Source organism: Caulobacter sp. (assembly GCF_035254145.1).
GTDB lineage: Bacteria > Pseudomonadota > Alphaproteobacteria > Caulobacterales > Caulobacteraceae > Caulobacter.
The window spans coordinates 1-11,339 of sequence record NZ_DATFAV010000057.1; the positions used below are offsets into that span (position 1 = coordinate 1).

At 67.1% G+C, this 11,339-nt stretch carries 10 protein-coding genes; 5 read left to right on the forward strand and 5 right to left on the reverse strand.

From position 1 onward, the window contains the following. Positions 1–71: 71 nt before the first annotated feature. Positions 72–1,058, reverse strand: a complete 987-nt coding sequence (locus VJ655_RS03105; protein ID WP_324098143.1) for a histidine kinase dimerization/phosphoacceptor domain -containing protein — start codon at positions 1,056–1,058, stop codon at positions 72–74. 136 nt (positions 1,059–1,194) lie between these two features. On the opposite strand from VJ655_RS03105, the gene VJ655_RS03110 reads away from it, so the two are divergent. Together VJ655_RS03110 and VJ655_RS03115 are read left to right on the forward strand one after the other, a co-directional pair. Next, positions 1,195–1,758: a hypothetical protein gene (locus VJ655_RS03110; RefSeq protein ID WP_324098145.1), complete on the forward strand. Its 564-nt coding sequence runs from the start codon at positions 1,195–1,197 to the stop codon at positions 1,756–1,758. A gap of 87 nt (positions 1,759–1,845) precedes the next feature. Next, positions 1,846–3,177 (forward strand): hypothetical protein, encoded by a 1,332-nt coding sequence (locus VJ655_RS03115; protein WP_324098147.1) that lies wholly within the window; start codon positions 1,846–1,848, stop codon positions 3,175–3,177. A 355-nt stretch (positions 3,178–3,532) separates the two neighbouring features. Here the strand turns inward: VJ655_RS03115 and VJ655_RS03120 are convergent, their stop codons facing one another. Both VJ655_RS03120 and VJ655_RS03125 read right to left on the reverse strand, forming a co-directional pair. Next, the gene (locus VJ655_RS03120) at positions 3,533–4,402 is read right to left on the reverse strand and encodes a DUF4198 domain-containing protein (protein WP_324098149.1); all 870 of its coding nucleotides are present in this window, start codon (positions 4,400–4,402) and stop codon (positions 3,533–3,535) included. Between the two features lie 11 nt (positions 4,403–4,413). Further along, positions 4,414–4,914, reverse strand: coding sequence for a DUF2271 domain-containing protein (locus tag VJ655_RS03125; RefSeq protein WP_324098151.1), 501 nt, complete (start codon positions 4,912–4,914; stop codon positions 4,414–4,416). 305 nt (positions 4,915–5,219) lie between these two features. Here VJ655_RS03125 and VJ655_RS03130 point away from each other — a divergent pair, with 305 nt between their 5' ends. The 3 genes from VJ655_RS03130 to VJ655_RS03140 all read left to right on the forward strand — a co-directional run bounded on the left by VJ655_RS03130 (position 5,220) and on the right by VJ655_RS03140 (position 9,850). Continuing rightward, positions 5,220–8,321 (forward strand): TonB-dependent receptor, encoded by a 3,102-nt coding sequence (locus VJ655_RS03130; RefSeq protein WP_324098153.1) that lies wholly within the window; start codon positions 5,220–5,222, stop codon positions 8,319–8,321. Between the two features lie 114 nt (positions 8,322–8,435). After that, positions 8,436–9,371: an alpha/beta hydrolase gene (locus VJ655_RS03135; RefSeq protein WP_324098155.1), complete on the forward strand. Its 936-nt coding sequence runs from the start codon at positions 8,436–8,438 to the stop codon at positions 9,369–9,371. After that, positions 9,368–9,850 (forward strand): cupin domain-containing protein, encoded by a 483-nt coding sequence (locus VJ655_RS03140; protein ID WP_324098157.1) that lies wholly within the window; start codon positions 9,368–9,370, stop codon positions 9,848–9,850. The genes VJ655_RS03135 and VJ655_RS03140 overlap by 4 nt, the downstream gene beginning before the upstream one ends. A gap of 59 nt (positions 9,851–9,909) precedes the next feature. Here VJ655_RS03140 and VJ655_RS03145 read toward each other — a convergent pair whose 3' ends face one another. Continuing rightward, the gene (locus tag VJ655_RS03145; protein WP_324098159.1) at positions 9,910–10,521 is read right to left on the reverse strand and encodes a hydrolase; all 612 of its coding nucleotides are present in this window, start codon (positions 10,519–10,521) and stop codon (positions 9,910–9,912) included. A 108-nt stretch (positions 10,522–10,629) separates the two neighbouring features. Then, positions 10,630–11,339, reverse strand: a 710-nt coding sequence (locus VJ655_RS03150; RefSeq protein ID WP_324098163.1) for a FecR family protein, incomplete at its 5' end; no start/stop codon positions are given.

The window sequence follows — 11,339 nt, forward strand, 5'->3', positions numbered from 1 at the left end:
AAGGGCGGCGATCGTTCGGTCATCGGCTCGACGGTAGCTTGGAAACTTGTACTTACAATGACTCGCGCCGCTTAGTGCAGCGTCGCCTCGAGCGCGCGACGCTGGCCATGTCCGCCCTCTAGCGGGAAGGTCAGTTCCGACACGCGTCCCTCGGCGGCGTTGCGCGAGGAAAAGCGCCCCCGCAGCTGCTCGACCATGGCGTCGATCAAGGACGCCCCGCGTGGCGCGATCGGATCAAGGGGCCGTTCGATCTCGATGATGCGCAGACTGCCAATGCCGCGATCCGCGCGCAGGCCGATCCGCATGACCCCCGGGTCCTCGGACGCCAGACGCGCGTTCAGGCACTCCAGCAAGACGATCGCCACCGAGGTCGCTTGCTCCGACGACAGCCAGAGACCGCCCTGCTCGAACTCGACCCGCAACGGCGGATTGGCGCGGGCCGACAGTGTCGCCTCCAGCAACTGGCGGGCGAAGGCGTCGAAGTCCAGCAACTCCCCGCCCTCCCCCGCGATGCTGCGATGGGTCTTGGAGATCAGCATGGTGCGCGCAGCCGCCTCGCCCAGGGCCTTGCGGGCGGCGGCGTCCGGTTCGTCGCGCGCCTGCAGCTGCAGCAAGGCGGCCACCAACTGCAGATGATTGGTCACCCGCTCGTTCAGCTCACCAAACAGCGCCGCATGGGCCTTGGCCAGGGTCTCCGCCCGCGCCTGGGCTTCCCGGGTGGCGGCGACGGCTCGCGCCAGGCCGTGGATCAGATAGATGGCGCTCGACGACGTGACGGCGAAGAAGCCCAGCGAGGTCAGGCTGTCGGCGTCGAGCTTCACGGCGTGGGCCGGCGCGGCGAAGCACCAGTAGCCGAGCGTCGCGCTTACCAGTGCGGCCAGGATCGCGGGCCCGGCGCCGAACGCGTAGGCCGAAACCAGCACCACGGGGTAGAAGGCGGTGTAGGCGTGGTTTGCGCCGAAAACCGGTTGAAGCCCCAGGCGAGCGACATAGCCGAGCATGGCCAGGCCCAAGGCCGCAGCATAGGTCGCCCAGCGCTTCATTCCCCGTCGATCCACGCTGACGCTCCTTCGAGATCAAAGTCTCGCTTCGTACGACAAGGGCGCGACAAATCGATGACAGACTTACAGATTGGGTCGCATTGTAAGTTGAACTTGACACTTGGCCTTTGGCGGCGGCTAGAGTCCCCTCACCATGCGTCTTGCCTATGTTCAACTCGGCGCCGGTTTTCCGCCCCTGGACGACCAGGTGCGCCGGCTGATGCCGCTCTATCCCGACGACTACGCGATCGAGGAGAACCCGACGATCGCCGCCCTGCGTCGGATCTGCGGCCGCCTCGACGCCCTGGGGCCTGGGGACCGTCTGTGCGTCGCTACCCTGGACGCCTTCTGCGGCACAGCGCGGGAGATGATGGCGGTGTTCCTCGACCTCTTCAAACGCGGAGTAGTTGTCGAATCCTTTGATGAATGTGGAGAAATCTTCGAACTCGGCGGCTCCGGCGAGGCGCTTCGCCTTCTCGACTGGCTCGTGGCGCGGCCGGAATCGCCCGTCGCAAAGAGCCCGCGCCGCGGCGGCGCCCTGGCCCCGCTGTCGTCCGGCGACATCGCGGAAATCCACCGGCTGGCCGCGTCCGGGCTGACCGCGCGGCGCATCGGCCTGATCTTCCGCCGCTCGCCAAGGAGCATCGAGGAGATCCTCCGCCTGCGCACAGCGACCCAAACGCCACAGGCGCTTCAAAGCGCGGCTTGCCATGGATGATGTAAGTTAAAGTTACATAAGACTGTCATGAAACGTGACTAGCACCCCTGTCCAACCCGACCAAACGGGTGGACAAGGGGACCTCCAATGAAATCGAAACTGTCTCTGTGCGCGGGCGCCGCCCTGGGCGTCATGCTCGCCGCCGGCGTCGCCGCGCCGTCGCAGGCCGCGCCACGCAAGGCCAAGGCCTCGCCCGCCGCCAGCCAGGCCGCCGAGCTCCGTGAACTGCGCGCCCAGATCGAAGCCCTGACAGCCCGCCTCAACGCCCAGGAATCGGCCCAGGCCCAGACGGCCGCTACGGCCCAGCAGGCGCAAGCCCAGGCCCAGACCGCCACGACCCAGGTCCAGGCCGTCCAGGCCGCCGCTGACACCCAGATCAAGACGATCCCGGAGCAGGTGAAGACCGCCGTCGCCGCCAACACGCCCAAGCCGAAGAAGAGCTGGGCAGATGACACCGTCGTCAGCGGCCGCATGTACTACGACATCTCCAACGTCACGAACAAAGTTGACGGCGTGAAGAAGGTCCCGTCGGGTAACGGCTTCGACATCAAGCGCTTCTATGTGGGCATCGACCACAAATTCAATGACACCTTCTCGGCCAACATCACGACTGACTTCCAGTATTCGTCGGCGATCGGCGCGACCGAGCTGTATATTAAGAAGGCTTACCTACAGGCCAAGGTCAGCGACGCGCTGGTCGTCCGCGCCGGTTCGACGGATTTGCCCTGGGTGCCCTTCGTCGAGGACGTCTACGGCTACCGCTATGTGGAAAACACGCTGATCGACCGCACCAAGTTCGGCACCTCGGCCGACTGGGGCGTGCACGCCTCGGGCAAGCTCGGCTCGATCTTCAGCTACGCGGTCGCCGTGGTCGACGGCAACGGCTACAAGAACCCGACCCGCGCCAAGACCATGGATGTCGAAGGTCGCCTGAGCGCCCAGCTCGACAACGTGATCCTCGCCGTCGGCGGCTACAGCGGCAAGCTGGGCAAGGACAACCAGGGCGCGGTCACCTACCACACCGCCAATCGCTTCAACGCCCTGGCGGCCTACAAGACCAAGACCTACCGCATCGGCGTCGAGTACTTCTCGACCGAGGACTGGAATAACGTGGCCACCGCGGTATCCGACAAGGCTGACGGCTATTCGGTGTTCGGCTCCTACCAGTTCAACGACAAGTTCGGCGCCTTCGCCCGCTATGACTATGTCAAGCCGACCAAGGAGACCGCCTCGGCCAAGAAGGACGGCTACTACAACATCGGCCTGACCTATAGCCCGGCCAAGATCGTCGACTTCTCGCTGGCCTATAAGCACGACAAGGTGGAGAACGGCACGCTGTCGACCTCGAACGGCGTCATCGGCGGCGTGCGCCAGGGCACCTACGACGAGATCGGCATTTTCGGCCAGTTCCGCTACTGATGTCTGATGCGCCTCGCGCCTTCACGGCGCGAGGCCTATTTTGGAAGAACCGCGAAGCGGCCGACATTCGCACGCTACCAAGTGGTTGAACCCTAGACCCCTTGCGTCAAAAAGCGCCGAAAAGCAGTCGCGCATTTTGGAGTCTGATCGCGCGACTTTGGAGTCAGTCGCGGGGTATAGAGTCAGCCCGCGTTCCGCGATCATTGAGCTCTACAGTCGCGACTTTAAAGAGTCAGTGACAGCACGATGTCGCGCGCCTCGCCTCCGGCCACGCCCGCGTTCGACAGGATCAGCTCACTGGCGAACTTCATGGAAGAGTGGCGATCGGAGCATCCGGTCGTCGGCGGAGGTCGACTTAGGGCAACTGGGCTTCGAAGGTCGCCGTGTAGCTGGCGGCGTAGCCGTCGCCCGCCAGCGCCTGGGCCGGACCTTGCTGACCGCCCGGACCGCCCGGACCACCCGGACCACGGCCAGTCTCGCCGGTGCGGTAGGTCGCGCTCATCCACCAGACGCCGCCTTCAGGCAGGGTGACCTTCAGGCCGCCGTCGGCGCCCGTCTTGACGACGATCTCGGCGGGCTTGGCCTTCCAGTGGTCGCCGCCGCGCATGAAGAGAACCTCCAGGCCCGCCGCGGGCTTGCCATCCAGCAGGAACTTGAAGCTGGCGGCCTCGCCGACCACGACGTCGGAGGGATGGGTCACGGGCGCGAGTTCCAGACCCTGGCCGACCGGCTTCAGCGCGCCGGTCGTGGGTTCGTCGCGGGTGACGAAGGTCTCGCTGCGGCTCAGGGTCCTGATGGTCTTCAGGTCGGCCGCGCCGACTGGAACCTGCTTGGCGAAGTCCTCGCCCGAGCCCCGGAAGCGCTTGACCTCGCCGTTTTCGGTCCAACTGGCGAGGACGGCGGTCGAGACCGAGGCGATCTTGTAGGTCCCGGGCTTGGTCAGCTGGACGTCGAAGGTCGAGCGGAGCTTGCCCATCGACGGGCTTTGCGGCGTCACCGGCTGGCCGTCGGAATCCAGCACCTGGATCGTTTCCAGGCGCAGCGGACGCAAGCTCGGCATGTAGAGCTCGTCGGAACTGGCCGCATCGACCGTGACCCAGGCGTTGGCGCCCGAGAGGGTCGTCGACGACGGCAGCACCCAGTTACGGGCGGCCTGGGCGGCGGCGGGGGCGAAGATGGCCGCGCCGAGCGCGGCGGCGGCGAGAAGACGGATCTTCAGGCTCATGGCGTCCTTCCTCACTTCACGGAGACAGTGACGGCGCCCAACTCGGTCGAGCCCTTGGCGGTCGCGGGCTTGCCTGGCTTGCCCCAGGTGAAGGGGACGCGAACCGACTCGTGGCCGCCGGACTCGCGGGCGGCCTCGACCACCAGGGTGTACTGACCGGGCTTGAGATTCTTCAGAACGCCACTGGCGCCGCTGAACGTCACCTTTTGCGGACCTGGCGCCCGGGTCGCGCCGGTGACGCCGTCCGCGGGAAAGCTCATTGAACGCCCCGACTTGCGCCACCATTGGCGCATGTCCTTCAGCCACTTCTCGTGGTTGGGCTTGAACCAGACCGACAGAGTGCCTGCGGCCGTCGCATCTGGGTTCTCGATCCAGATGGCCACGTAAGGCGCGTGATACTCTGCGACCGACATCTTCGGAATGTCGAACGCGACCGTGAGGTCGGCGGCCATGGCGGGCGCGCCGGCGGCGCCGGCGGCGGCGAATGTCAGGAAGGAAATCGAGCGCTTCACGGGTCTGCCTCGCATAAACGGAACGGCGAATGAGAAGGCCTTTGAGCCCTGACCGCCAACCGGCCTCGTCGTCGGACGCTCGTGCATACTTGAGAACGAATTGCAATTTCAAGCCGGTGCGCGCGGATTTCCGAGGTTGAGGAAAACTATTTTCAGGGACGTGGACGGTCCCGCCAGGGCGTGTGCGTAGCGGTCGAGCACACTTTCTGGCCGAACCCCGCCGCAATGGTTAGACCCGTGTTCTTGGAACAGGCATAAGGCCGTCGCAACAAAGGCGGCCGGGTTCTGCGCCCATAGGGGAAGGTATGTATCCGCAAAGGCGCAGACGTCGGTTTTGGACCTATGCGACGGTCCTTCTGGCGACGACGGCGATCGCGCAGTCGGCCTTGGCCGCGCCGGGTGTCGTGGATGTCCGCGCCGGCCTCCTGCGGGACGCTCTCGCCGACCTGGCCCAGAAGAGTCGCGTCGACATCCTCTACACGGCCGACCTGGTTCGGGGGCGGCGAAACTCGGCCGTCAAGGGACGGCTTACGACCGAGCAGACGCTTGGGCTTCTGCTGACGGGGTCCGGGGTCGGATACCGGCTTACGCCCGATGGGGTCTTCGTGCTTTTCGAATTGCCCCGGCGCGAGATCGCCGACCCGGGCGACGGCGCGATTTCCGAGGTGCTGGTGCTGGGTCGGCGCACCCAGAACGCCGACATCCGGCGCACGGAGAACGACATCCAACCCTACAAGGTGGTGGGGCCTCGCCATCTCGCCGTCGCCGCGCAGGACAATGTCGACCAGTACCTGCGCGAACGGCTGCCCGCCAACGGCCAGGTGATCTCGCCCAGCCAGTATGTGAACAACACCGGCGCGCCCAATTCGGCGATCGACCTGCGAGGCGTCGGCTTGCAGAGGACCCTGGTGCTGGTCGACGGTCGACGCCTGCCCAGCCTACCCTCGCGAACGGCCGGGCTTGAACAGAGCGACGTCAACGCCATTCCCCTGGGCGCGATCGCGCGGATCGAGACGCTGACCGCCACCGCCGGCGGCATCCACGGCCCGACGGCCATCGGCGGAGTCGTCAACCTGGTGCTGAAACGCGACTACCGGGGCGCGGACCTGACCGTGGTTTCGGGGATCTCCAGTCGAGGCGACGCCGGTCGCGGCCGCGTCGAGGCCCGCATCGGCTTCACGCCCGACGAGGGCCGGACGGACGTGATGCTGGCCGCCTCCGCCTCGACGGCGCGGCGGCTCAAGGTCGGCCAGCGCGACTATGCCCGCCGGTCGCTGGAATGGCAGGCCCGGAACAGTCCGGCCGCCTTCCTTCTGCAGCTCAGACCCGTCAATGCGATCACCGTTCGCAGCGGCCAGAACGAGCCGCTTCGACTGGACGCCGCCTATGGCGGGACGGTCCTTGCCGGCGGCTACACTTTCCTGCCGCTCGACTTCCAGGGGACTGATCAGGAGAAGGCCGCGGCGCTGGTCGCCAACGCCGGCCGTCTGCCCACCGACCCGGCCGTTGGCATGGCCGGCGACGACACCTCGCTGGTTTCGACGCCCAAGACCTACTCCGTCCTGTTCAACGCCCGTCACCGGATCAACGACCGGCTCGAGGCGTTCGTCGACGGCCTGGACCTGCGCGACGAGGCGCGGGCGTTTACGCCCAGGGCCCCGAATTTCGGAAGCACGAGCCAAGCCAACGCCGCCGGCAATCTGTTCGCCAATTCGGTCTTCTTCTATTTTCCCGTCGAAGGCCTGGTGGACGAGAAAACCACCACGATCGACGTGCGCCGCCTCACGGGCGGGTTGATCGCCACCCTGCCCCGGGACTGGCGGGCCTCCGCCGACTATACGGTCGGCCGTTCGCTGATGGACTACAGGCGCGACGGCATGACCATCGGCTCGGGCTTTTCCAGCGCTCTGGGGAACGGATTGCCTGGCGCGCGTGGCCAGACGCCGGTGGTCCCGCTCGGCGATTTCGCGACCCTGCAGTCGGCGACCATGGCCTACGCCGTTCCGACCGGCGAACATCTGCGGCTGACCACGCAGTTCAGCAGCGGCGTGGTGCGCGCGGCCGGTCCCCTGCTCGCGCTGCCCGGCGGTCCGCTGACGGCGACCGTGCTGGGCGAGATCCGCCGCGAGCGCATGCCCCAAAGCGACTATCTGTCGTTCGGACAGGGCGGCGCGCTCACGACGGCTACGCCCGACAGGGTCCAGCTCGTGACGTCCGGCTATGTCGAACTCCGCGCGCCGTTGGCGCCACGCGACGTCCGCATCGCGCCGTTGCGCGGCCTGGAGCTGCAATTGGCCCTGCGCCGCGATGGCGTGAAGACGACCTTTCCCGACACCATCCTGACGGGCGTTTCCACCCAGCTGGTCCGCACCGCCGTCCGCCGCCAGGCGGACGTCTTCACCCTGGGCGTCCGCACCTTCCCCACCGACTGGCTGATGCTGCGGGCCAGCGCGGCGACGGGCGAAACGCCGCCGGACATGACGCATCTCCAGCAGTTGGGCATCATCGCCACCAACAACGGCGCCTATCCCTTCACCGATCCCAAGCGCGGCGGGCGGCCCATCATCGCCGACGGATCGTTCCTGGTCGGGCGGAGCGGATGGCACGATATCGGTCAGGAAAAAGGTCTGACGCGGTCGGTCGGCCTGGTGCTCAATCCCTCGGGACGGAGCGGTCCGCGCCTTTCGATCGACGCGTCCCGCGTCGAGATCCGGGACGAGATCGGTTCATCGGGGCTGGATCTCCAACAGATGATCAACACCGAGGAACGCTACCCCAACCGCGTCATCCGCGAGCCCTTGTCGGCGACCGATGCGGCCTTGGGGTACACCGCCGGTCGGATCGTGGCGCTGTACGGGGGGCTCGCGAACGTCGGGCGGACCATCGCCGAGACGGTCGACTTCCAGTTCGACTGGACCTTGCCTCCCCTCCTCCACGGCGAGACGCAGCTCTACGGGGCGGCCACCTGGCAGCCGACCCTGCGCACGCGGCGCCGACCGGGGCTGGCCTGGCTGGATCGCGTGGGCTTTCGCGACGGGCCGTTGGAGTGGCGCGGCGTCGCGGGCGTCCAGTGGACGCGCGGCCCGCTGTCGATGGACCTGAACGCCCAGTACATGGGACGATCTAGCCCGCTCCATTCGGCCTTCAGCCAAGTCGTCGTCCAGAACGCCGCCCACAATCAGGCGCGAACCTACATCCCCTCACGCATCTATCTGGATCTGACGGCGCGTCGCCGGTTCGAGTTCGCGGCCGACCACGCGCTGCGGTCGCTGGACGTGCGCATCGCGGTGCAGAACCTGCTGGACACCACGCCCCCGATCGTCGCCGACGCCAACAACATGGGCTATGACTATCGCAGTGATCCTCGCCGCCGGCGTTTCGAGATCAGTTTTTCGGGTCATTTCTAGAGCCTAGCCGCTTGCTGTGAGGGTTCTTCGAAAACCTGCGTTCACCCTGGATGAGGGCGTCCGCGGGGCGCCTGGGCGCGGCCTGTTCCGCGCCCCTTTCCCGGAGGACAGCAGGTGCTCAAGTTCGTCCCGGCCGCCTTGGCGGCCCTACTCCTTTCGACCTCGGCCCTGGTCGCCCCGGTCCAGGCGCAGGTCAAGCCGTTCCCAGCCGCCTTCAAGACTCAGGAGATCGCGACCAATGGCGTGACGATCCACGTGCGGGTGGGCGGAACCGGTCCGGCCGTCGTGCTGCTGCACGGTTATGGCGAGACCGGCGACATGTGGGAGCCCATGGCCGTCGAACTGGCCAAGAACCACACTGTCGTCGTGCCGGACCTGCGGGGGCTCGGGCTGTCGTCCAAGCCCGCGTCCGGTGGCTATGACAAGAAGACGCAAGGCCAGGACGTGGCGGGCGTGCTCGACACTCTGAAGATCGCCAAGGCCGACCTGGTGACGCACGACATCGGCAACATGGTCGGCTACGCCTTCGCCGCCGAACACCGCGACCGCGTCGGCCGCTTCGTGCTGATCGACGCGCCGCTGCCCGGCGTCGGGCCGTGGGAGGAGGTCCTCAAGAACCCGCTGCTGTGGCACTTCCGGTTCGGCGGCCCCGACATGGAGCGCCTGGTCGCCGGCCGTGAACGCATCTATCTCGACCGCTTCTGGAACGAGTTCTCGGCCACGCCCGCCCGCTTCACCGAAGCCTCGCGCGAGCACTACGCCAAGCTCTACGCCCTGCCCGGCGCCATGCACGGCGGTTTCTCGCAGTTCGCCGCCTTCGACCAGGACGCCGTCGACAACAAGGCCTTCATGGCTCAGGGCAAGCTGACCATGCCGGTGCTGGCGCTGGGCGGCGAGAAGTCGTTCGGCCCGATGATGGCGACGGTGATGCGTTTCGCCGCCAGCAATGTCACGGAGGGCGTGGTCCCCGATTCCGGCCACTGGATCATGGAGGAAAACCCCAAGGCCACGGTGACGATGGTCCGCGACTTCCTGGACGCCAAGCCATGAGCCGCCGCATCGCATTCGCCGGAGTCGCGCTGGCGCTGGCCGCGTCCGCGAGCGCCGCGATGGCCCAGGACCATCTTCCGCGTCTCACCCCGTCCGAGATCGAGGCCATGACCCAGGGCGGCGCTGGAGCGGGCACCTCGGGCGTCGCCGGCATTCGCACGACGATCCTTTACGGTGATCCGACCAAGGCCGGCCCCTATACGATCGCGCTACGGGCCCCGCCCAACGTCCGCATCGCCGCCCACAGCCACCGCGACGACCGCACCGCCGTGGTCGTCGCGGGCGTCTGGCGCTTCGGCTACGGCCGCAAGGCGGATGAGAACCTGGTCAAGACCTTGCCCCCTGGCAGCTTCTACAGCGAGCCGGCCGGGGTCGAGCACTTCGCCATGACCGGCCCCGAAGGCGCGACGGTCTATATCTCCGGCCTTGGCCCCACCAGCACCGACTATGTCGAGGCGGCCAACGCCCCCAGGCCCTGAACAAAGATCCGCAACGCTGGAGGGAGCAAGGACCCGCCTTGCTCCCTTTTCTCGTTGGCTCAGTGTCCGACGGCGCGCAGGACGATGTCGGCGAAGCCTTCCGCGGTCGCCTTTCGGTTCCAGTCGCGCTGCAGTTCACAGGCCACCTGGATCCAGCTGACGGGCTTGCCGCCCGCCTGGACGACGCGGTCTATGCCGGCTCGATGCGCCAGTTCCGACGTGCCTCCGACCGCGTCCACGACCGCGAAGACGTCGAAGCCCTCGGCCAGGGCGTCCAGGGCCGGAAACGCCAGGCAGACCTCGGTCCACAGCGCGACCATGATCAGCTTCTTGCGGCCCGTGGCCTTCACCGCGGCGACGAAATCACCGTCCTCCCAGGCGTTGATCGCGGTCCGGTCGATCGGCGCGACGTCAGGCAGGATATCGGTGATCGGTTTGATGGTCGGGGTGTTCAGGCCCGTGGCGACGTTGACGGTGGTGAGCACCACCGGCAGGTCGTAGAGCTTGGCCGTCTTGGCCAGGTTCGTGACGTTGGCGATCAGCAGGCGCTTTTCCATCGTGACGATGGAAGAGACCTGTATCGGTTGGAAGTCGATGATCAGCACAGCGGCGTTCTGCGGCGTCAGCAGGTGGTCGGCCAGCGGATCGCGGATGGTCAGGGACGATGTCATGTGGGCCTCGCTCGGATGTCGAGCGACGACGGAGAGCGGTGGCTCTCCTGCTCCGTGACGCTCTCCTAGGAAGAACGCAGGTTTCCCGAAAACCCCCAGCAGGCGCGGCTAGCGAGCGGCGAAGACCAGCTCATAGGTCCCGGCGCCGCGCGCGACCATCCTCACCGGCAGGACCTGCGAGACCGAACGGCCAAACCGCTGGACGTCGCCTGTCTTGAAGGCGCCGGTGATCCGCAAGGCGGCGACCTTGGGATCCTTGATGATGATCTGGGCCCGCGTGTACCGGTTCAGCAGGCCGACCGCCTCGGACAGCGGCTGGTCGTGAAACTCCACCATGCCCTGTTTCCAGGCCAGGGCCTCGTCGAGATCGACCGAGGCGACCTTACCCGCCGCGCCGTCCTGGGCGGCGAAGGCCTGGCCTGGAACCAGCCTGACCGGCGGGCCGGCCGGGCCGCCTGGGGCCGACGTCACGGATACGACGCCCTGCGCCAGCACCACCCTCATGGCGCCTGGCGTCAGTCGCACGTCGAACTGGGTGCCCAGGGCGGTGACCACCCTCCCCCTCGCCTGGACGGCGAAGGGATGGGCCCGATCATGGGCCACGTCGAAGAAGGCGCGGCCGTTCAGCAGACGCAGATCGCGGCGACCGTTCGCGAAGGCCACGTCGAGCGCGCTGTCGACATCCAGGGTGACGCGGCTGCCGTCCGGCAGATCGACGACAGACTTCTGGCCCGCGCCGGTTGCGTAGTCCGCGGGACCCGCGGCGGCGAGGGATGGCGTCTCATTGGCCACGACCTGAACCGGCCTGGTGGAACGGC

What these genes read in the sequence shown, in the direction of transcription:
- VJ655_RS03110 (WP_324098145.1), top strand. Translation starts at nt 1,195, where the DNA reads ATGCGTCTTGCCTATGTTCAACTCGGCGCCGGTTTTCCGCCCCTGGAC.
- VJ655_RS03115 (WP_324098147.1), top strand. Translation starts at nt 1,846, where the DNA reads ATGAAATCGAAACTGTCTCTGTGCGCGGGCGCCGCCCTGGGCGTCATG.
- VJ655_RS03120 (WP_324098149.1), bottom strand. Translation starts at nt 4,402, where the DNA reads ATGAGCCTGAAGATCCGTCTTCTCGCCGCCGCCGCGCTCGGCGCGGCC.
- VJ655_RS03130 (WP_324098153.1), top strand. Translation starts at nt 5,220, where the DNA reads ATGTATCCGCAAAGGCGCAGACGTCGGTTTTGGACCTATGCGACGGTC.
- VJ655_RS03140 (WP_324098157.1), top strand. Translation starts at nt 9,368, where the DNA reads ATGAGCCGCCGCATCGCATTCGCCGGAGTCGCGCTGGCGCTGGCCGCG.
- VJ655_RS03145 (WP_324098159.1), bottom strand. Translation starts at nt 10,521, where the DNA reads ATGACATCGTCCCTGACCATCCGCGATCCGCTGGCCGACCACCTGCTG.